Here is a 20,541-nt window from a genome sequence, read left to right on the forward strand (position 1 = left end):
GGCACCGCTTCGACGCCGGAGAGCCGATGCGGGTTTAGTCCACCTTCACGCGGTACTTAATGGTGTAGGTGCGGTTCCAGGTCAGCGGTGCCACGCAGAGGGCCTGAGTGTTCTTCGTGCTGTCGCTGCACGAAGGCACTGTGCCGCCTGCCGAGGCGTTGGAGCCTTGACCGAGGTAGAAGTTGAGCGGAAGCCCAGCGGTGACGCCGGCCGCCTTGCCAAAGCCGACGCTCGGTGCCGGTGTTGACGGCTGGGTTTCACCGGTACCGTCGGTGGTCAGGTTGACGGTGTTGACACCGTCGGAGATCTGGGCGAAGTAGCCGGTAGTCACAGTGTCGTCGCCAACGCCGTAGCCGTCCTTGTAGACCACGAGCTTGGTGTAGGAGGGGATGCTGTCGAGCACCGCTGCGGCGGTAGCCTGCCCGCCGTTGTTGGTGACCATGACCTGGTACTCGAGCACCTTGCCCGGGTCGCTGGTGGCGGTGGCACTGAAGCTGCCATTGTCGGTGAAGTTCCTCACCTGCTTCAGGATTTCCAGTTTGGTGGCGAGGAAGTTGCCTGCGGTGCAGCTTGCGCCGGCGCTGCCGACGTACTGGGCGTTGTTACCGGAGCTGTCGGTTACGGTGAGCTTGTAGTCGACGGTGGCGTCGCTGTCCTTGACGCTGGAGATGGCGCTGACGTCAATTTTTACGATGGCCATTTCGCCGACCACGGTACCGACGGCGGGAGCGGCGGTGTTGAAGGCGGGAGCAGCGCCGCCGTCACCGATGCCGTTCACGTTGGTGTATGCCTCGACCTGGATCTGGTCGCGCAGCTCGTCGGTCTTGTTGCCGGTCGTGGTGCTGGCGACGGGACCGTTCACGGAGTATCCCGCGGCATGGCCGAGGGTTACTGCCTTCACCAGGTAAGCAGTCTTGGTCGTGCCGTAGTCGACGACCACGATGTCGCCGGCGACGAAGCCCCCGTCCGCCGCGGCTTTCAGCGAGCCGCCCGGGAAGAGCAGGGTGTCGGTGCCCGAGGTGCCGACAACGATGGCGCTGTTCAACATGAGGTCGCTTGCCGCTGAGGTGGCGGATGCCTGGACGGTGCCGTCAGCTTTCAGGACGGTGTAGGTTGCGCTGCTGGTGCTTGCGTTGTGCGGGGCGTTGGAGATGGACACCTTGTAGGTGTCCTGGCCGTTGGCAGTCGCAGTCAGGGCATAGAGAGCGCTGAAGGTGCCACCGGAGGCATAGCTGCCGAGGGCCGCGCAGGCGAACGCAGGGGTGTAGTTAGCGCTGCTGGGCGGGGTGGAGACGTTCAGGCCCGCCTTGACCAGGTTTACGGTGACCGTGGTGGAGAAGGCCGCGCTAAACGAGGTGGTGTTGCTGGCGTCTTTGTAGTCCACTGTAACAACGTTGAGGATGGTGGTGCCGGCGGTGGTGCTGGCGCTGGCTGTTGCCGGCACGCCGGCGGCCGCCATGGCAGCGACGGCCAGGGCGGCGAAGAGGTTGCGCTTCATAGGATCTCCTTTTTTGTGATGCATCAATTCAAATAAAAAATAGCAATGGTGTTTCCGGTCCTGCCTGTACTGCTTCTACATGTGCTGCTGATACTGTCGGTAAGGTTCCTTCTTAATTTTGGGTCATAAGCGCTCCTTGTTTTTTCATCTTGTAAGTTGTCTTCGTGTATGTACTGGCTATTTCACCTTTACCTTGAAGCTGACCGAGCCTTTGCCGCCGGCCGGCACCTGCGGGATGGTCCAGCGTATATCGGTGTATTCCTCGGGAGCCGCCACCTTCTTCTCCATCTTTCCGGTGCTCCCTTTCAGTTCGTAGGTCAGCAGGGTCGGCTTCTTGAAGCTCTTCCCTTTGTCGATGGAGAAGGTCAAGTCGGCGGTGTCACTGGCGCTGCCGGGGATATAGGCGGTGCCGGCGGGTATCGGATCGCTGATGACGACGTCTTTGGCGGCTTCGGTCCCGGAGTTCATGTAGTTCAAGGTGTAGATGATCTCGTCGCCAGGCTGCACACCTTTGGCGGCGATCCGCTTCTTCACCTGCTTTCCTTTGGCGGTGACATTCACCTCTTTCTCAGCCTTGATCGAAATGGAGACCTTGGGCTGTGCCCAGGCGGCAAGCGGCATGGCTGCCACGGCGAGGGCAATGGTTGCTGCAATTAAACTCTTGTTTCTCTTCATCTTTTTCTCCTTGTTGCGCTGCTGGTGCGCGGTTGGTTACAAGACTAAAACTGTTGTGTTGACACTATAAGACCAGCTGATACGCCTACTTAGGCGGTTTAGATGTATGGATACAAAAATGCCCGTCTGCATGTACAAGGAGACGGGCATTATCTTGCCGCAGCGAGGACGCATTGGTCCTCCCCCGGCCCTGACTCCAGATGCTCTTCGGTAACCCGGCTGTCCCCTTGTTGGAGGGACCCGTGGCTTTGCGTCGCCGGATTGCTCCGGGTTTGCCGTTATCGGAGTAGGTATGGACGGTTCAGGGTCAGTGCATCATAGGGCTCCTGTTTGGGGCTGTTAGTTAATGATTCCGAGATCTTGACAGCAGCGCTTACACTGCTGCCAGCTTATGTCCTACAAAACGGCGCAACAATACCAAATTGCGTGAAAAATATAAAGTTTTTTTTCCAATGAGAACGCGGCCGCGTGCAACGACCCAAAGCATCCTTACCTTGACGGGACCATAAACGCGGAGGGGCTCCTGGCAAGGCTTAAGGCGGGAACGGCGGCGGACAGAAGAAGGGCGGGGCTGCTAATGAAGAGAGGGCGAGCGGGGGAGAGGGTGCGGACAGCCGGCGATCGTTCAGCGCCGGCTGTCCAGGGTAATGCGGTTCAGTGGGTGTTGCAGAGCACCTGGAGCGCAGAGATTTCGGCGGCGCTGACAGTGATGCCCTGGTGGCCCGGTTGCCCCGCTGAGTACTTCGCCGGAACCTCACCCCCCTTCAGGGCGAGGTCAGGAGCTCCGGCGGCAGTGGTGTCGAAGCTGCCCAGGGAGTGGCAGGAGGCACACTGTGTCTGGTAGACGGGTTGTGCCGCCAGGGCCAGCGATCCCGGTGCGGGGAGAACGGCGCCGTAACTACCGACCACGAAATCGAAGCCGGCTGAGACGGTGTACGTAGGTTTGGCGGGGTCATTGTCGTCTTCAACGATGGCGCTGTAGGAACCGCTGATGCGGTCGCCGGAACTGCCGCCGTAGCGCGTGAAGCTGATGGTTCCACCGACGATGCGCAACAAGGACGACGGGTGCCCGTTCAGGAAGTACAGGCTGCCCGGGAAGGGGGTGCCGCTGGCATTGCCGAGGGAATAGGTGGCCTGGGTCGAGATGGAGGCTCCCGGCGCGAGGTCGATCCTCGCAATGGTCTTGTAGTCAGGATCGTTGAGGCTCGTGGCGATGGCAGCCCGGAAGACGATACCGAGATTGGAAACGCTCGAGGATAGGTAGGTTGCCTTTTCCAAACCGTATTGGTCGCTGGTCACCGTGTAGGAATTGCTGGCCACGGGGGCATTGCTGGCGTTGATGCCGGTCGGGTTGGTCCCGCCGCCACCCCCACCGCACGCCGCGAGTAGGAGGAGTGCCAAGCCAAGTGCCGCCGTAGCTATCAGGGGGGGGCGGGAGCCATTTCCCTTGTTGTTCTTTATTGGTGTCGTGCTGTTCATGGAAGCCCCCTTTTTTTCTTGGTTACAACCTCTGTTTCATGGAAGGTGCCAGAAAAAGTTAATGTGAAAATTAACCGTATGTAGTTCACTTATCGGCACAAATTCATCTCTACTGCAGGAATTTCGCAGGGGATTTTCAAGAATTTGCTGTTCAGGGTTTGCACACTTTTAACCTTTGCTGTGCTTAACCTGAACTGGCGGCCGCCACGATCAATACGGCTCCTCTTTCATGAGTGGTCGTGACGTACAGTGAGGGGGCTAACGTCCTGGTCAGGGGAAGTCAGGAGGGGAAGAAAAACGTTGTCATCGCCTGGTGGAAGTGTTAAAAACTTTCACTTCAGGTTATTTGCGGAGTGTGCATGGCCATCAGGGACTTACGAGACTTTCTCGCCGTGCTGGACGCCGCAGGTGAGCTGCATCGGGTGGATGCCGAGGTTGATTCCGAACTGGAAATCGCCTGCATCACCGACCGGCACAGCAAGCTCCCCGGTGGTGGCAAGGCCCTTCTCTTCCAACACGTCAAGGGAAGTTCCTACCCTGTGGCAACCAACCTCTTCGGCTCCCCTTCCCGCATGGCGCTTGCGCTACAGGTTGAACACCTTTCCCTGCTGACGGGCAAGATGGAACAGCTGCTCGCTGCGCCTGCGAGTGCGCCGCCGCCGACCTTGGTGCGCCAGGCAGCCTGCCAGGAGGTGATCGAGCGGCTTCCGGACCTGGGACGATACCCTTTCCTGAAGAGCTGGCCGGGTGACGGCGGGCGCTTCATCACGCTCCCCTTGGTGTTCACCCGTGATCCGGAGACCGGTCTCGGCAACTGCGGCATGTACCGGGTCCGGATCTTCGACGACGGCTGTGTAGGGATTCGCTGGAAGCCCGGCAGCGGCGGTTTCAAGCATCACGAGAAATACCTGGCGGCAGACCTGCCGATGCCGGTGGCGATCGCCGTCGGCGCTGCACCTACGTTGACGCTGGCAGCCATGCTCCCCTTGCCGGAGTCGGTGGACGAGGTTGCCTTCGCCGGTTACCTGCACGGTGCGCCGATCGCCATGGCATCCGCGCTTGAATCGGAGCTGCTGGTTCCGGCCGATGCGGAACTGGTTATCGAAGGGGTGATCGAGCCTGGTGCCACGCGCAGCGAGGGGGCTTTCGGTAACCACACCGGGAGCTACGAAGCGGGTGAAGAGGTGCCGCTTTTGCGGGTCACCTGCTTCACCCGCAGGAAAGATCCCATCTGCCAGGCGACCGTGGTTGGACCTCCGCCCATGGAAGACTGCTACATGGCCAAGGCGGCCGAGCGGCTGCTGCTGCCACTGCTGCGCCGGCAATGCCCGGAGATCGTCGACCTGGTCATGCCGCTGGAGGGGATCTTTCACGGGTGCGCTATCATTTCCATCGCGAAGCAGACGCCGGGGCAGGGGCGGCGGGTGTTGGAGTGCTTGCGTAGCGGCGGATGGCTGAAACGGGGCAAGCTGCTGGTGGTCGTGGATAGCACCGGGGAAGAACTGACTCTGGCGCAGGGGGGGTGGCAGGCGCTGAACGCGGTCCGTTTCCCCGCCGACTTGGTTGTGACGCCGGATGGCTGCCTCGGGGTCGATGCCACAGGGAAACTCCCGGAAGAAGGTGGGGAGCGGAAGCAATTTTTACAACCGGATACATCGGTTAGTGCCCAGGTTAAGCGGAGATGGCGGGAGTACGGCTTTCTCTGAGCAAGGATAGAAAGGAACTCATGAGCAGTCACGCTGGAGTCGAAATGTCAATGTACGCCAGGATCAAGGTATTCCTGGAGATGATAAAGTTCAGCCACACGATTTTTGCGCTTCCCTTCGCCTTCACCGGCGCGTTGTTGGCAGCCAAGGGGCTCCCCACGCTGGCGCAGGCCGGGTGGATCGTGCTCGCCATGGTGGGGGCGCGTACAGCGGCCATGGGGCTGAACCGCGTCATCGACGCCGACATCGACGGACGTAATCCGCGCACCGCGGGGCGCGCGATCCCGGCTGGGCTGCTCGGGCGCGGTTCGGTGATCGTTTTCATCGTGCTGTCCGTGCTGCTCATGCTCTTTGCCGCGCAGATGCTGAACCCGTTGTGCCTCTACCTGTCCCCGGTGGCGCTCGGCTTCATCCTCCTTTATTCCTACTGTAAGCGCTTTACCGCGCTGGCGCACGTGGTGCTCGGGATTTGTCTCGCCGGGGCTCCGCTGGGGGCGTGGATCGCCATCCGTGGCACCGCCGACCTTCCCGCTTTCCTGCTGGCCTTTGCAGTGTTGTTCTGGGTGGCCGGCTTCGACATCCTCTACGCCCTGCAGGACATGGAGTTTGATCGGCAGAGCGGGCTGCACTCGATACCCGCCAGGCTTGGCCTGAATGGTTCACTCTGGACCTCGCGTATCTTTCACCTCGTTTCCTGCCTGTTCCTGCTGGCCCTCTATCTTTACCTGGGGCTTGGCACCTTCTTCCTGGCCGGCTTGGTTGCCACCTGCGCAATGCTGCTTTACGAGCACCACTTGCTGCGTGGCGGCAATCTCGATGCCCTTGATGCCGCCTTCTTCAACATGAACGGTTACATCAGCGTGACCCTCTTCTTCGCCACGCTGCTGGATACCCTGACAGCGGGGGCGATGTGAAGCAGCGCCATTTCGTCGTCGCCATAACCGGGGCCTCCGGCAGCATCTACGGTCTGCGGGTGATTGAGGAACTGCTGCGCTCGGGAGCGCGGGTCAGCGTGCTGATCAGCGATGCCGGTTTTGCGGTGCTTCGTGAAGAGTGCGGCCTGGAGTGGGGTGGCGCGGCGCAGGTGGTGCAGGAGCAGTTGCAACAGAAGGTAGGTAGCGGTGACCTTCGTTATTACGCCTGTGACGATCTTTTCGCTCCCATCGCCAGCGGGTCGTCGGCACCCGATGCCATGCTGGTGGTGCCCTGTTCCATGGGGACCCTGTCCCGCATCAGTTGCGGCAATGCCGGCAACCTCCTGGAGCGGGCCGCGGACGTGATGCTCAAGGAGGCGCGCACCTTGGTGCTGGTGCCGCGCGAGACACCGCTCAACGCCATCCACCTGGAGCACATGCTGAAGCTGTCCCGGCTGGGAGTGCGGATGGTGCCGGCCATGCCCGGTTTCTACCACCAGCCGCAGAGCATGGAGGACCTGGTGGACTTCGTGGTCGGTAAGGTGCTGGACAGTGTGCAGGTGGAGCACTCCCTGTTCCGCCGCTGGGGCGGCGAGTAAAACCCGCCGGTCCATCGACAGTCAGACCATTCCGACCGGTCCGACCAGTCCGACTGGTCAGACGTCCGACAAGAAAGGAAAGAAGCAGTAATGACTTTTGCAACAATAGCGGAGAAAGTTCACAGCGGTGCCCGCATCGACGAAGCCGAGGCGCTCCTGCTGTTTCGGCACCCGAACCTCCTCGAGTTGGGCGAACTGGCCCAAGCGGTGAACGAGCGGCGCAACGGCCGCAAGGTCTTCTTCAACGTCAACCGCCATATCAACCACACCAACATCTGCGTCAACCGCTGCCGCTTCTGCGCCTTTTTCCGCAGGGCCGGCGAGGACGGCGCTTACCTGATGTCGCTGGACGAGGTGCGTGCCCGCGCCGAGGAGGCGCTGCAGCAGGGCGCCACGGAGATCCACGTGGTCGGCGGCCTGCACCCCGATCTCCCCTTCGAGTTCTACCTGGAATTGCTGGGCACCATCAAGTTGGTTTCTCCGGAGCTGCACGTTAAGGCCTTTACCGCTGTTGAGATCGCCTACCTGGCCGATCTCGCCAAGCTCTCCATCCCGGAGACCCTGGAGAAGCTCAAGGAAGCAGGGCTTGGCTCGCTACCGGGCGGAGGTGCCGAAATCTTCGCGCCGGAGATCCGCAACCAGCTCTGCCCCGAGAAGATCAGCGGCGCGCAGTGGCTCGCCATCATGGAGCAGGTGCACGGCGCCGGGTTGAAGTCCAACGCCACCATGCTCTACGGCCACCTGGAGAGCGTCGAGGACCGGGTCGACCACATGCGCCAGTTACGCGAGTTGCAGGACAGGACCGGCGGCTTCCAGGTCTTCATCCCGCTCGCCTTCCAGCCCGAGCATTCCCAGTTGAAGATCGGCGGCAGCGGAACAAGCGGCGTCGACGACCTGCGCACCCTGGCCGTCGGCCGCATCTACCTGGACAACTTCGCCAACGTGAAGGCGTACTGGGTAATGTTGGGCGAGAAGATCGCCCAGGTCTCGCTCTGTTTCGGTGTCAACGACCTCGACGGTACCGTCGTGGAGGAGCGTATCGGTCACGAGGCCGGCGCCGACACGCCGCAGGCCATGAGCCGTGACGGCATCGTCGCCATGATCCGCAAAGCAGGTCGCATCCCGGTCGAGCGTGACACCCTCTACCGCGAGCTCCGCGCATATTAAATTCTGCCCGTTTACCGGGTCCACACCCCGTTGCTCTTTAGCCAAAGAAAGCTGCAGGTTCGACCACCATGCTCAACACCATCACCGATAAAGTCGCCGCCGGCGCAGACATAACCTTCGAAGAGGCCCTCTGGTGCCTCAACGAGGGGGACCTCCTCGCCATAGGGCGCATCGCCGACTCCATTCGCCGCAGCATGCACCCCGACAACTGCGTCAGCTTCGTGGTGGATCGCAACGTCAACTACACCAACGTCTGCGAGTCCCAGTGCAAGTTCTGCGCGTTCTACCGCAACCCCGGGGCCGAGGACGCCTACCTCCTGGACTCCGAGACCATCATGGCCAAGATCCAGGAGCTGGTGGACCAGGGAGGGACGCAGCTCCTGATGCAGGGAGGGCTGCACCCCTCGCTCGATATCACCTACTTCGAGACCTTGTTCCGCGAGATCAAGCGACGCTTCCCCGGCGTCCAGAACCATTCCCTGTCTCCGGCCGAGATCACCCATACCGCCAAGCTCTCGGGCCTCTCCATTCCGGAGACCTTGAAACGACTCAAGGAGGCGGGGCTAGATTCGGTCCCGGGCGGCGGGGCGGAGATCCTGGTGGATAGTGTGCGCGCCGAGATCTCCCCGAAGAAGATCGGCTGGCAAGGATGGGCGGAGGTCATGCGCGAGGCGGCGAAGCTCGGCATGCCCACCACCGCGACCATGATGTTCGGCAGCAAGGAGCGTGTCGAGGATGTGGTCGAGCACCTGTTCCGTGTGCGCGAGCTGCAGGCGCAGGGAGGCAGTTTCACCGCCTTCATCCCCTGGACCTACCAGCCCGGCAACACCGAACTTGGCGGCGAGACCGCCAGCGGAGTGGAATACCTCAAGGTCCTGGCCCTGTCCCGCATCGTACTCAGGAACATCCCCAACATCCAGGCGAGTTGGGTGACCCAAGGGGCGAAGATGGCCCAGGTCGCACTCTTCTTCGGCGCCAACGATGTCGGCGGCACGATGCTGGAAGAAAACGTGGTGGCCGCGGCGGGGTGCCGCTTCCGCATGTCGCAGCAGCAGATGATCGACCTCATTAAGGGTGCCGGCTTCACTCCGGTCCGCCGTACTACTCTCTACAGGGAACTGGAGCGGTATTAGAGCCTCGGGCTTTGACTTTCTCATTGAATTGCGGTTATAGTCACAGATCCAATCTGCCAGCAAAGGAGTTGCCATGATTGCCTTACGGCAAAACATCGCACAGATGGCTGGCTACGTCCCGGGCTTCCAGCCTCTCGACGTAGCCTCTTACATCAAGCTGAACACCAACGAGAATCCGTACCCGCCTTCCCCGCAGGTGATCGACGCCATCGCCAAGGAAGTCGGCGAGGGACTGCGCCGCTATCCCGACGCCGCCAGCCGCCTGGCGCGCGAGGAGGCCGGCAAGCTATATGGCTTCGACCCCTCCTGGATCATCATGGCCAACGGCTCGGACGAGGTGCTCAACAATCTGATCCGCGCCTTTGCCGGCGAGGGCGAGGAGATCGCCTATATCCATCCCTCGTACTCCTACTACGGCACGCTGGCCGAAGTGCAGGGGGCCAAGGTGCGCACCTTCGGCCTCACCGAGGCCTTCGAGCCGGAGGGGATTCCGGAGCGCTACGACGGCAAGCTCTTCTTTCTCACCAACCCGAACGCCCCGCTGGGGTTCACCTACAGCCAGAACTACATCGCTGACCTGGCCGGCCGCATTACCGGCATGCTGGTGGTGGACGAAGCCTACGTGGACTTCGCGGAAGAGAATTCGCTGGAACTGGTGCGTTCCCTCGACAACGTCGTGGTCACCCGCACCTTCTCCAAAAGCTACTCCCTGGCTGGTATGAGGCTCGGCCTCGCCATCGCGCGCCCGGAAGTGATCGCTGCCCTGAACAAGATCCGCGACCACTACAACCTGGATCGCCTGGCGCAGGCAGCCGCCACCGCCGCACTCCATGACCAGGCCTATTTCCTCGACTGCGTCGCCAAGATCAAGGAAACCCGCGCCTGGTTCACCGACGAGCTGCAGAAGATCGGCTACCATGTCATCCCTTCCAGTGGCAACTACGTCTTTGCCAGCCCGCCGGACCGTGACGGCACCCGGATCTACCAGGGGCTGTACGACCGCAAGATCCTGGTGCGCCACTTCACCGACCCCAAGCTGAGTCACGGCCTGCGCATCACTATCGGCACCAAAGAGGAGATGGAGCGCACGATCCAGGCGCTGATCGAGATCGGCCCAGGACGGTAAACGACAATTTTTCCCGGAATAGCGCATCCTGGACTTGTACAGGAAGTGAAAAAGTTGTAATCTTTCCGGCTGGCACAGTCGCCGTGACCAGAGCCGGTCGCCAAAGGCCAAAAATCTCGCAAGCATATATAGATGCAGAAACGGACGGAACCATTTGCAGAACAAGAACAAAGCAACAAATCCCGCAGCGGCACACCTCGTCACTGACCAAAAGACCCTGGATGAACTCGTAGAGCGGCTCTCGAAGGAGTCGGTGCTTGCCTTCGACCTGGAGGCCGACTCGCTGCACCACTACACCGAGAAAGTCTGCCTGATCCAGGTTTCCTCCCTGTCGGAGACCCGCCTGATCGATCCGCTGGCCCCGATCGACGTCCGTGCCTTGGCGCCGATCTTCGCCAATCCGGCCATCAAGAAGATCTTTCACGGCGCGGACTACGACATGCGTTCGCTGTACCGCGACTTCGGCATCGAGGTGGTCAACCTTTTCGACACCATGATCGCCAGTCAGTTTTTGGGCGAGAGCGAGTTCGGCCTCGCCGCTCTTTTGAAGAAGCGTTTCGGCGTGGAACTGGACAAGCGCTACCAGAAGGCAGATTGGAGCAAGCGTCCCTTCTCTCAGGAGATGCTGGAATACGCAATGAAGGACACTTCCCTGCTGATCGACCTGTACCGTCAGCTTGAGGCGGAGCTGGTGGCCAAAGGGCGTCTGGCCTGGGTTGAGGAGGAGTCCGAGCTGGTGGCGGGGGTGAGATCGCCGTCGCGTGAAGGCGAGCTGATGTGTCTGCGCTTCAAGGGAGCCAACAAGATGAAGCCGCGCGAGTTGGCTGTCCTCGAGGAACTGTTGAAGTTCCGCGACGAGAAGGCCCGTATCGCCGATGTCCCCCCCTTCCGGATCCTCAGTAACGACCTGTTGCGTGAGCTCGCCGAGAAACAGCCGAGGAGCAACTTCGAGCTGGTGGGCATCCACACCATGTCGTCGAAGCTGATTGAGCGGCTCGGACGCGGGCTGCTGCAGGCGATCGCCAACGGTCTGGCCCTGCCGCAGGACAAGCTGCCGCAGGCGCAGCAAAACCGCCGTCCGGTGCTGGACCGGCTCCAGGACGAGAAGGTGAAACGGCTCAAGGTCTGGCGCGAGGCAAAGTCGGCCCAGCTCGGTCTTGGCGTGGGGCTGGTCGCCAACAACACGCTCCTGGAGGCGCTCGCCGAGCCGGGTTCCTCGCAGGACGCGCTCTTGAAGCGCTGGCAGCGCGAGGCGTTCGGCGACGAGTTGGCTTCGCTGATCTCCTGATAGAGGCACATAGCGGTACGATAGGCGGGTTCCTTATGAGGAGCCCGCCTTTTTTCGTCCTATGAGCTTCGAGCCGGCGGCATTTCCATTAGAATGCCTTGTGCAGGACGCCCCCTGTTGTATAACATGATGCTGTGGTCGAGACGGATCGGAGGCACGCCATGATCCTGTACATAGGCACCAGCGGTTATTCCTACACCGAGTGGAAAGGGAGCTTCTACCCCGCCGGCCTGCCGTCCCGGGATATGCTGCGCTACTACGGCGGGCAGTTTAACAGCGTGGAAATCAATAACACCTTCCACCGCATGCCCAGCGATTCCATGCTGGCGGGGTGGCGTGACCAAGTCCCGGAGACCTTCAGGTTCGTGCTCAAGGCGCCGCAGCGTATCACCCACATCAACCGGCTGCGTGACGTCAGCGACCAAGTCTCCTACCTCTTCGATGTGGCCGGGGTCCTTGGGCGGCGCCTGGGCGCCGTGCTGTTCCAGCTTCCCCCCAGCCTCAAGAAGGATCTCCCCCTGCTGCATGACTTGTTGGCGTTGATCCCGCCTGGGCGCCGCGTAGCGCTGCAGTTTCGCCATCGCTCCTGGCTTGATGACGAGGTGTTCGCGCTCTTGCATCGCAATGATGCCGCGCTCTGCATTGCCGACATCGAGGGAGAGCTGGAGATTCCGGCCGTGGCGACCGCCACCTGGGGGTACCTCAGGTTGAGGCGACCCGATTACCAGGTGGAGGAACTGAGGAAGTGGGCGGAGCTGGTGCGCGGCAGGGGGTGGAGCGAAGCCTTCGTCTTCTTCAAGCACGAGGATGAGGCGAAAGGGCCACTCTTCGCGCGCAGGTTTGTCGAGCTTGTTTCGAATTAATTCGATGGCCTGGGCCTGAGGCTCTCCCCTTTGCGAAAGGGGGGGCGGGGGGGCTTTAGGTTTTTCAGCTAGGGAATTTATAAAGGAGGCACCATGAGCATCTGGAGCGTAGCCAAGATCGCGGCAACCAGGATCCCCTGGGGCAGGTTGGTGGAGAACATCCCGATGGTGATGGACATGGCCAACCGCGCCAAGGGAAAACTCATGGGAGCGGGGTCCCCCAGCAGTATGGAGGCCAGGCTGCACCAGTTGGAAGAGGAGAACCGCAAACTGGAGCGGGCGCTTCTGGAGACCTCGGGGCACCTGCAGCTCACCATCAAGACACTCAAGGTAGTACTGACGCGGGAGAAGCTGCTTATGGGGGTGGCGGGAGTGTCGCTGCTGGTCTCGATAGTGGCACTGGTGATCGCGCTCAGGTAGGAAAAAGGGGTGCGGCTTTCGCCGTCACCCCAGGTCTCCCCAATGGAACTGCAGTATCGAGACCAGGGCCAATCCCGCTGTCTCTGTGCGCAGAATCCGCTTCCCCAGTGTCACCGGCGTAAAGCCGCAGGCTAAGGCGGCTGCCACCTCTTCCGGGCTCAACCCACCCTCCGGCCCGACCACCACGGCCACGCTTTCCGGAGCCTTGTAACGTTCCATGCACTGCCGCAAGGTTGTCTTCTCTTCCCCTTCCCACAAAAGCAGCTTCACCGTCTGCGGCGCGTCGCGGAGCACCTCCTTTAAACTACCTCCGATGGCCACCTGCGGTGCGGAGTTGCGCCCGCACTGGCGTGCAGCCTCCTGCACGATCTTCTCGAAACGGGCCTGCTTGACAGCCGTCTTCTCGCCGCGCAGCTTGACCACTGAGCGCGCCCCGTCAAAGGTAACCACTTCCGCAATACCAAGCTCCGTGCACTTTTGCAGGATCAGGTCGAGCTTGTCCCCCTTGGGGAGCCCCTGGTACAGGGTAATGCGCAGACCCGTTTCGGGGGCGGGAGCGGCGGAGGTAACGGCGATGCGGACGGTGAGGCTCTTGGCCCCGACTTCCTCGATGACGCCGCTGTGGCGCCTGCCGTCATTGTCGACAAGCTCCACCTCCGTCCCCTGTTTCAGTCGCAGCACGCGCGCCATGTGCCGGTACAGTTCGCCGGTGACGGTGGCTTCCCCGTCGCTGACGGGGTTGTCGCCCAGGAAGAAGCTGCGCATGGTTAGAGCGGTTTCCTCAGGGTGAGGCAGGACCACTCCAGCTCACGCGGGTTTTCCACCAACTCCAGTGCGGGGAACCCGGCGCGAACAAACTCCTCCTTCTCGGTGAGGATGCCGGAGAGGATCAGCCAGCCGCCGGGTGCTACGCGCGAGGTGAGCTGGTCGGAGAGGCGCACCAGTTCTTCTGCGAGGATGTTGGCCACGACGACGGCATAGCCGCCGGGAAGCTGGGACAGGTCGGTGGTGGAGGCTTTGACCACGCTGTCGACGCCGTTCAGTTCCAGGTTCTCCTGCGTCACCCGGACCGCCTCGGGGTCGATGTCGACCGCGGTAATCTCGGTCGCGCCGAGAAGCGCAGCGGCGATGCTGAGCACGCCGGAGCCGGTGCCGACGTCGAGGACAGGGTTGGGAAGCTTCCTGCCGTCAGTGGCAACAGCAATCCGCTCCAGGGATTCCAGGCACATCTTGGTGGTGGGGTGGGCGCCGGTGCCGAAGGCCATGCCGGGGTCGATCTGGATCACCAGGTCCCCCTCGACCGGCTGGTACTCTTCCCAGGTCGGCTTGATGACCAGTCGCTTGCCGATACGGACCGGCTTGAAGTGAACCTTCCAGTTGTTGGCCCAGTCTTCGTTCTTGATGATGGTGACCACGGGCGGGGTATAGACGAAGCCGGGGAAGTCCGGGCCGTGCTGGGCCAGGAACTGCTCGACCTTGATGCGCATATCCTCGAGGGAATCGTCCAGGGGAAGGTACCCCTTCACCGTCTTGATGCTGGTGTCTTCGAGGGTATCCAGGGAAAAGGTGTCCAGGTGCAGGTTGTCAACGCCGACGCCGTTGCCGGTCAGTTCCACTAAGAAGTCTGCTAATGTGTCGACCATCTCGGCCGGGACGTCACAGGCGATTTCCGCCCAGTCTGTAATCATAATGAGTTTGTGTCTCCTTTGGGGGGTGCGAATTGCCGGATTAAACTACCAGAGAAATAAAGGGAATGGCAATGAAAACCTTGACATCCAAAAAAAGTGGGGCGTAATTATAATTAAAATTTTTCCCGCCTCTGCCGATAAGAATTTACAGAAGCTTTTCCCATTAAATTTTAGTTTTGCCTAAAATGAAAAAACATGGTATATATCTAATGAGTTTGATGGGAATGACGATAAGGCCTTGGTAGGGCGGCAGTTTTCGGGTGACAACGGATGTACCACGTTTACTTACTTTCTGATGCGACGGGCGAGACCGTCGAGCGGGTGGCACGGGCCGCGCTGACCCAGTTCAAGGACGTGGATGTTCGCCTGCGCCGGGTCGGCCAGATCAGGAACCGCGAAGACATCATCAGGGCCTTAGACGAGGTCGATCGCTTCCCCGGCATCATCTTTTACACGCTGGTGAACACGGAGCTGGCGCAGTTCGTCAGGAACGAGTGCGAGGCGAGGCAGTTGGACGCGGTGGACCTGATTACCCCGCTGCTGTTCAAGCTGGCCGAGTTCCTGGAAATGAGGCCGCAGAAACTCCCCGGCCTCCAGTACGAGATGAACTCCGAGTATTACCGCCGCATGGAGGCGGTTGATTTTACGGTAAAGCAGGACGACGGCCAGGAGCCGCGCAACCTGCACAAGGCGGACATCGTACTGATCGGTGTGTCCCGCTCGTCGAAGACTCCGCTCTCCATGTACCTCGCGCACAAGGGGTACAAGGTGGCGAACGTGCCCATCATCCAGGGAATCGATCCTCCCCCAGAGTTGGAGGAGGTGGAACCGGAGCGGGTGGTAGGCCTCATTATCGACACGCAGCGACTTGTCGATATCCGCAGCGCGCGGCTCAGAAACCTCCGGCAGAGCCCGCGCGGCAGCTACGCCGACTACAGGCAGGTCGAAGAGGAACTCGCCTACTGTCGGCGCTTTTACCGAGCCCACCCCGCCTGGCTGGTTATCGACGTAACCAACAAATCGGTTGAGGAGTCTGCCGCCGAGATTCTGAGCAGGCTTCATGGTGATATCAGGCACGATTAGAGGTCGACTTAATTTAAAAGAGAGGGAATCAACATGAGAATCTTGGTGGTTGAAGATGAGAAAAAGGTTGCCAGCTTCATTAAGCGCGGGCTCGAGGAGGAGCAGTATGAAGTCCATACGGCCGCAGACGGTGAAGAGGGACTGAAGCTTGCGCTGGAGAAGCCGTTCGATCTGATCGTGCTCGACTGGATGCTTCCGAAAAAAGACGGCCTTTCCGTGCTCAAGGAACTCAGGGAGCGTAAGAATGTCACCCCGATCCTGATGCTGACCGCGAAGGACTCCGTAGAAGATATCGTGGCTGGCCTGGACTCCGGTTCGGACGATTACCTGACCAAGCCGTTCGCCTTCGCCGAGCTGCTGGCCCGCGTCCGTGCGCTGATGAGAAGGAGCGAGCTCGACCGCGGCGCCGAGATCCGCTTTGCCGACCTCCGTCTCGACCCGGTTACTCACAAGGTATGGCGCAAGGACAAGGAGATCGATCTTACCGCCAAGGAGTACGGTCTGCTCGAGTACTTCATGCGCAACCCGCACCAGGTGCTCACCAGGACCATGATCGCTGAGCACGTCTGGGATTACACCTTCGACAGCTTCACCAACATCATCGACGTCTACGTGAACTACCTCCGTAAGAAGATCGATCGCGAAGCTGACAAGAAACTGATCCACACCGTCAGGGGCGTGGGCTACATCCTCAAAGAAGAAGAGTAGTCTGCACATCCCCTTGTCTGGCGAACGGGCCTCTCCCGGCTGTAACAGCCGGGGTGAGGTCCGTTTTTTTGTTTACGGCAGCCAGGCTTGACAAAGCACCGGGGCAGTATTAGTTTTACCGTTACTCAAATCCCAGGAGGTAGCCATGCAGGCAGCGATCGTCGCAAGATTTCTGGTGTTTAGCTTATTTCTCTCCTCCGTATTCTCCACCGTCGCGGGCGCCGCGACGCTCACCCCCGACTTCGCGAAGCTCGCCAAAAAGCTCAAGCCCGCGGTAGTCAACATCAGCACATCCAAAACCATAGCCATGAAGAAGAGGCAGCACCCGGGCGGCGACCCCTTCCAGGAGTACTTCGAGAAGTTCTTCGAGGCGCCGCACCAGCAACCCCGCAAGCAGCAGAGCATGGGGTCGGGCTTCATCATCAGCGATGACGGCTACATCATTACCAACAACCACGTCATCAAGGACGCAGACGACATCAAGGTTAAGCTCTCCGACGGCCGCGAGTTCAAGGGGGAGATCAAGGGGCGCGACGATAAACTCGACCTCGCCCTGGTCAAGATCGAGGCGAAGGACCACTTGCCAGTGGCACCCCTCGGCGACAGTGACAAGATGGAGGTCGGTGACTGGGTCATGGCCATCGGTAACCCCTTCGGCCTGAGCCAGACCGTCACCGCCGGCATCATCAGTGCCGAGGGGCGGGTGATCGGCAGTGGTCCGTATGATGACTTCATCCAGACTGATGCCTCCATTAACCCGGGTAACTCCGGCGGTCCGCTCTTCAACACCGATGGCGAGGTGATCGGCATCAACACCGCCATCGTGGCAGGTGGTCAGGGGATCGGGTTTGCCATCCCGATCAATATGGCCAAGGAGATCCTGCCGCAGCTCAAAGAAAGCGGCAAGGTCACCCGGGGCTGGCTGGGCGTTTCTGTGCAGATGGTGACCCAGGATCTGGCCAAATCGTTCGGGATGGAGACCGAGCAGGGCGCGCTGGTGGCCGAGGTGATGAAGGACAGCCCGGCTGAAAAGGCAGGCGTCAAGGGTGGCGACATCATCCTCGAGTACGACGGGCACACCATCAAGGACATGGCCGAGTTGCCGCGCCGCGTAGCGGCGACCCCGGTAGGGAAGAAGGTGAAGCTCGTGGTGCTGCGCGACGGTAAGCAGGTGCCGCTCCAGGTGACTGTCGAGAAACTGAAGGAAGGCGCAGAGGACGAGGTCGCCGCTGTCACCGGAGACCGCCTCGGGCTGAAAGTTACCGACCTGACCCCCGAGCGCGCCCAGCACATGAGGCTGCAGGGAGAGAAAGGTGTCGTGGTCACTGACGTGCAGGCCGACAGTCTTGCCGAGAAGGCGGGCATCGTCGGTGGCGACCTGATCCGGGAGATCAACGGGGTGCGCATCGCCAGCGTCAAGGAGTACAGCAAGGCGATCGCGGGAGTGAAGAAGGGCGGTTACTTGAAGATGCTGCTCAGAAGGGGCGAGGCCTCGCTGTTCGTGGCGCTCAGGATCGACTAGGCGCAGCTGCATAAACTGAATGAGAAAGGGGGACCCGGGCTACGGGTCTCCCTTTTTACGTCTAGTGCCGGCGATTCTGCCCTCACCCCTGCCCCTCTCCCGGAGGGCGAGGGGAGCCTTCCACGCGGGCCTCATGCCCCGGCGAACGCCTCGGCTACCTCGCGGCGTAGCTCTTCCTCGGCGCCCAGGTGCCTCGGGGAAAAGTGAAACGGAATCACGCGCGCGGCACCGGCCTCACGCGCCAGTTGGCCGGCCTGACGCGCGGTCAGGTGGGCGCGCTCCCTGGCACGATCGGCATCCACGTCCAGGAACACTGCCTCGATAAATAAGTAGTCGGCGCCGCGGGCAAGCTCCACGATGCGGCTGCGGTTGTCGGGGGTAAATGCGGTGTCGGTGACGTAAGCGATTTTCTCACCCGGCACCACCTGCAGCACCTTCTCTTTCAACTCGGCGAGAGTGAGTCGTCGTCCTTCGGCCTGGCCAGGCAGCGCCACCGTAACCACCAGGTCGTCCGGCGCGCCGCGCAGTACGGCGCGCTTCACTTCTGACAGCCACGGTCCCACCGGGAGTCCCAATTCCGCGAGGTGATTCTTCATGAAGTTCACGTGCAGCTTTTCCTCGAATGCGTAGGCGAGGCAGGGGATGCTGTGCTCCAGGAAGGTTGCCCGTAGCCGCAGGTTCTCCTCCTCCAGGACCACGCCGTCCGTGAATGTCAGCCGCTCCTCGTCCTCCCGGGCGAAAACCCGGCGTGAGCTGAAGCGGGCACGCACCCCGCTGCCATCCGGGTGTAGTTCCGTGACGGTGATGACGAACTCGGTGGGGTAGCTCTGGATCAGGTTCCAGCTGTAGGAGGCGAGGCGGTGCTCGACCTGGCTCAGGATGCCGGGAGGGCCGAACAGGCGCAGTGCCATGTCGCGCCCCAGCATGATGCGCAACATGAGGTCAAAGCCGATGAAGTGGTCGATGTGGGTGTGGGAGATGCAAACGTCGCTCAGGCGCAGGATCTTGCGCGGACCGAGGCGGTGGATCTCCCCCAGGTCGAAGAGGATCGCCCTCCGGGCAAACTGGAAGTCGACGTAGACGCCGGGGTCTCCGAAGGGAGGGTTGACCAGGGTGGGGAGGAAGTGGGGAGTCATGCGTGCCTCCGGAGCCGTGGAGCAGGGAGTGGCGAGCCATTATTGCTATATATCCATAGCCACAGCAGCGCAAGACGAAAAAAAGGGGACCGTCGCCGGATCCCCTAATTTCTTAATGCAGCTCTCTCCGCCCTGTCGTTTGGTTGTGGGGGCCTCACAGCGAGTTCCCATTCAGGTGGGCTCCTGTAGATCGCTTTAGGCAATTCCCGCGCAATGGGGCAGCACACCACGATCGAAACAGGCTCCCGTACAATAAATTATTCCGCAGGGGCGTTAATAACCTCACGGGCACGGCAGAGAGAGCGTGTAGTGGCTGTATTGTAGATCTGTGCTTATGAGAAATCAACCTTGTTTTCTTTAATGACAATGTCGCTCATTCAGTCCCTAAAACTGTTGCAATTTTGACCGGTTGACGTACAATGCGCCGAACTGAAACCCTTTAATAAACGGGAGGTAAGATGCGTCTTAAGGATGAACAGATCGCGCGCCTGGCGGAAAAGGTGCTGGGGGACCTGGAGCGTGCTCAGCTGGTGCAGCAGAAACAGGGACGCGGCGCCGTGCTGACGGGAATCAAGGCCGCCATCGCCAAGGATGTCAAGCAGGAGGAAGACTTGGAGCGCGACGCCGAGGCGCTGCTGGAGCAGACGCTCAAGGCCGTCGGAGGTCAGGGGATCGACCGGCACAAGATGCTCAAGATGATCAAGGACAAACTGGCAAAAGAAAGAAAGATTGTTCTGTGACTGACCGCCTCGCCGGGCCACCAGACCGGTACGTCATCTAAGGAGAGACCATGCACATCTCGGAAGACCGCATTTCCCATATAGCCCACAAGATCTACGACAAGCTCTACAACGACGACCTCGCCGATTTCCCGGATGAGCGCCGTGCCCTTGACTCCATCAAGGACTCCATCGAGGGGTTCTTCTCCATCATGGAGCAGGTGGACCAGGCCGTGCGCGCCAAGCTCGCCTCCTACAGCCAGGCCAAGGTTCCCGGCAGCCGCGAATGGGAGATCCTGTACCAGAAGTTTCACGCGGAGGAGCTGGCAAAAAGGAAGTGGTAACAGGGGGATAGCAGTCAGGAAATTATTTTGCAGACCGCCCTTGATTTTTGGGGGCATGCTGTTTATATTTAGCAGGCATTTAGCACTCAGCAGTTTTGAGTGCTAATATTTTTTTCAATAATCAAGAGATCGATGCATCTCAAGGAAAGGAGAGGAAAGCATGAATCTTAGACCGCTGCAGGACCGTATCATCGTGAAGAGGGTTGAGGAAGCTACCATGACCGCCGGCGGACTGTACATCCCGGAAACCGCCAAGGAAAAGCCGCAGCAGGGCGAAGTAGTAGCAGTTGGCAACGGGAAGAGGGGCGAGGACGGCAAGGTATACCCGATCGATCTGAAGGTGGGCGACAAGGTGCTGTTCGGCAAATACGCAGGTAGCGAAGTGAAGCTCGAAGGTGAGGACTACCTGATCATGCGCGAGGATGACATCCTCGGCGTTCTCGAGAAGTAACCCCGAATTCAATCAATTTCAA

At 60.6% G+C, this 20,541-nt stretch carries 21 protein-coding genes, 1 other RNA gene and 1 riboswitch; of the genes, 15 read left to right on the plus strand and 7 right to left on the minus strand.

Features of this window, described 5'->3' with window-relative positions:
• Positions 1–34: 34 nt before the first annotated feature.
• The 3 genes from K7R21_RS16035 to K7R21_RS16045 form a co-directional block, all read right to left on the minus strand.
• Complete coding sequence (locus K7R21_RS16035) at positions 35–1,498, minus strand: hypothetical protein (protein ID WP_224984282.1); 1,464 nt, start codon at positions 1,496–1,498, stop codon at positions 35–37.
• Positions 1,499–1,675: 177 nt separating this feature from the next.
• Positions 1,676–2,173 carry a DUF11 domain-containing protein gene (locus K7R21_RS16040; protein ID WP_224984283.1) on the minus strand — a complete coding sequence of 166 codons (498 nt, stop codon included), beginning with the start codon at positions 2,171–2,173 and terminating at the stop codon, positions 1,676–1,678.
• Positions 2,174–2,379: 206 nt separating this feature from the next.
• A riboswitch (cyclic di-GMP riboswitch) is annotated at positions 2,380–2,460 on the minus strand.
• Positions 2,461–2,827: 367 nt separating this feature from the next.
• Positions 2,828–3,652: a hypothetical protein gene (locus tag K7R21_RS16045; RefSeq protein ID WP_224984284.1), complete on the minus strand. Its 825-nt coding sequence runs from the start codon at positions 3,650–3,652 to the stop codon at positions 2,828–2,830.
• Between the two features lie 359 nt (positions 3,653–4,011).
• Between K7R21_RS16045 and K7R21_RS16050 the strand changes: the two genes are divergently transcribed.
• The 9 genes from K7R21_RS16050 (at position 4,012) to K7R21_RS16090 (ending at position 12,868) form a co-directional block, all read left to right on the plus strand.
• The gene (locus K7R21_RS16050) at positions 4,012–5,358 is read left to right on the plus strand and encodes a UbiD family decarboxylase (RefSeq protein WP_224984285.1); all 1,347 of its coding nucleotides are present in this window, start codon (positions 4,012–4,014) and stop codon (positions 5,356–5,358) included.
• 44 nt (positions 5,359–5,402) lie between these two features.
• A complete protein-coding gene (locus K7R21_RS16055) occupies positions 5,403–6,272 on the plus strand; it encodes a 4-hydroxybenzoate octaprenyltransferase (protein WP_224984286.1) in 870 nt (289 codons plus the stop codon).
• Complete coding sequence (locus K7R21_RS16060; protein ID WP_224984287.1) at positions 6,269–6,871, plus strand: UbiX family flavin prenyltransferase; 603 nt, start codon at positions 6,269–6,271, stop codon at positions 6,869–6,871. The genes K7R21_RS16055 and K7R21_RS16060 overlap by 4 nt, the downstream gene beginning before the upstream one ends.
• Before the next feature lie 90 nt (positions 6,872–6,961).
• Entirely contained in the window at positions 6,962–8,038 is a 1,077-nt protein-coding gene (gene mqnE / locus K7R21_RS16065) for an aminofutalosine synthase MqnE (protein ID WP_224984288.1), read from the plus strand.
• Positions 8,039–8,106: 68 nt separating this feature from the next.
• A complete protein-coding gene (gene mqnC / locus K7R21_RS16070) occupies positions 8,107–9,171 on the plus strand; it encodes a cyclic dehypoxanthinyl futalosine synthase (protein ID WP_224984289.1) in 1,065 nt (354 codons plus the stop codon).
• Between the two features lie 73 nt (positions 9,172–9,244).
• Positions 9,245–10,297, plus strand: a complete 1,053-nt coding sequence (hisC, locus tag K7R21_RS16075; RefSeq protein ID WP_224984290.1) for a histidinol-phosphate transaminase — start codon at positions 9,245–9,247, stop codon at positions 10,295–10,297.
• 154 nt (positions 10,298–10,451) lie between these two features.
• The gene (locus K7R21_RS16080) at positions 10,452–11,585 is read left to right on the plus strand and encodes a ribonuclease D (RefSeq protein WP_224984291.1); all 1,134 of its coding nucleotides are present in this window, start codon (positions 10,452–10,454) and stop codon (positions 11,583–11,585) included.
• A 161-nt stretch (positions 11,586–11,746) separates the two neighbouring features.
• Complete coding sequence (locus tag K7R21_RS16085) at positions 11,747–12,448, plus strand: DUF72 domain-containing protein (RefSeq protein ID WP_224984292.1); 702 nt, start codon at positions 11,747–11,749, stop codon at positions 12,446–12,448.
• Between the two features lie 93 nt (positions 12,449–12,541).
• A complete protein-coding gene (locus K7R21_RS16090) occupies positions 12,542–12,868 on the plus strand; it encodes a hypothetical protein (RefSeq protein WP_224984293.1) in 327 nt (108 codons plus the stop codon).
• A 24-nt stretch (positions 12,869–12,892) separates the two neighbouring features.
• Here K7R21_RS16090 and K7R21_RS16095 read toward each other — a convergent pair whose 3' ends face one another.
• Positions 12,893–13,633, minus strand: a complete 741-nt coding sequence (locus K7R21_RS16095) for a 16S rRNA (uracil(1498)-N(3))-methyltransferase (protein ID WP_224984294.1) — start codon at positions 13,631–13,633, stop codon at positions 12,893–12,895.
• A gap of 2 nt (positions 13,634–13,635) precedes the next feature.
• Positions 13,636–14,556, minus strand: a complete 921-nt coding sequence (prmA, locus tag K7R21_RS16100) for a 50S ribosomal protein L11 methyltransferase (RefSeq protein ID WP_224984295.1) — start codon at positions 14,554–14,556, stop codon at positions 13,636–13,638.
• Between the two features lie 270 nt (positions 14,557–14,826).
• Here prmA and K7R21_RS16105 point away from each other — a divergent pair, with 270 nt between their 5' ends.
• The 3 genes from K7R21_RS16105 (at position 14,827) to K7R21_RS16115 (ending at position 17,869) form a co-directional block, all read left to right on the plus strand.
• Positions 14,827–15,639, plus strand: coding sequence for a pyruvate, water dikinase regulatory protein (locus K7R21_RS16105; RefSeq protein WP_224984296.1), 813 nt, complete (start codon positions 14,827–14,829; stop codon positions 15,637–15,639).
• 33 nt (positions 15,640–15,672) lie between these two features.
• A complete protein-coding gene (locus K7R21_RS16110; RefSeq protein ID WP_183344735.1) occupies positions 15,673–16,347 on the plus strand; it encodes a response regulator transcription factor in 675 nt (224 codons plus the stop codon).
• A 145-nt stretch (positions 16,348–16,492) separates the two neighbouring features.
• On the plus strand, positions 16,493–17,869 hold the full coding sequence (locus K7R21_RS16115) for a DegQ family serine endoprotease (RefSeq protein WP_224984297.1): 1,377 nt from the start codon (positions 16,493–16,495) through the stop codon (positions 17,867–17,869).
• A 131-nt stretch (positions 17,870–18,000) separates the two neighbouring features.
• On the opposite strand, the gene K7R21_RS16120 is transcribed toward K7R21_RS16115, so the two are convergent.
• Together K7R21_RS16120 and ssrS are read right to left on the minus strand one after the other, a co-directional pair.
• Positions 18,001–19,005: a ribonuclease Z gene (locus tag K7R21_RS16120; RefSeq protein WP_224984298.1), complete on the minus strand. Its 1,005-nt coding sequence runs from the start codon at positions 19,003–19,005 to the stop codon at positions 18,001–18,003.
• A 120-nt stretch (positions 19,006–19,125) separates the two neighbouring features.
• Positions 19,126–19,308, minus strand: a non-coding RNA gene (ssrS, locus tag K7R21_RS16125) — 6S RNA.
• A 155-nt stretch (positions 19,309–19,463) separates the two neighbouring features.
• On the opposite strand from ssrS, the gene K7R21_RS20760 reads away from it, so the two are divergent.
• From K7R21_RS20760 to groES, 3 genes are all read left to right on the plus strand, one after another.
• Positions 19,464–19,745 carry a DUF507 family protein gene (locus K7R21_RS20760; protein ID WP_263630718.1) on the plus strand — a complete coding sequence of 94 codons (282 nt, stop codon included), beginning with the start codon at positions 19,464–19,466 and terminating at the stop codon, positions 19,743–19,745.
• 50 nt (positions 19,746–19,795) lie between these two features.
• On the plus strand, positions 19,796–20,068 hold the full coding sequence (locus K7R21_RS20765; RefSeq protein ID WP_263630719.1) for a DUF507 family protein: 273 nt from the start codon (positions 19,796–19,798) through the stop codon (positions 20,066–20,068).
• Positions 20,069–20,228: 160 nt separating this feature from the next.
• On the plus strand, positions 20,229–20,519 hold the full coding sequence (gene groES, locus K7R21_RS16135) for a co-chaperone GroES (protein ID WP_224984299.1): 291 nt from the start codon (positions 20,229–20,231) through the stop codon (positions 20,517–20,519).
• Positions 20,520–20,541 lie beyond the last annotated feature (22 nt).

It is taken from the genome of Geomonas agri (assembly GCF_020179605.1).
GTDB lineage: Bacteria > Desulfobacterota > Desulfuromonadia > Geobacterales > Geobacteraceae > Geomonas > Geomonas agri.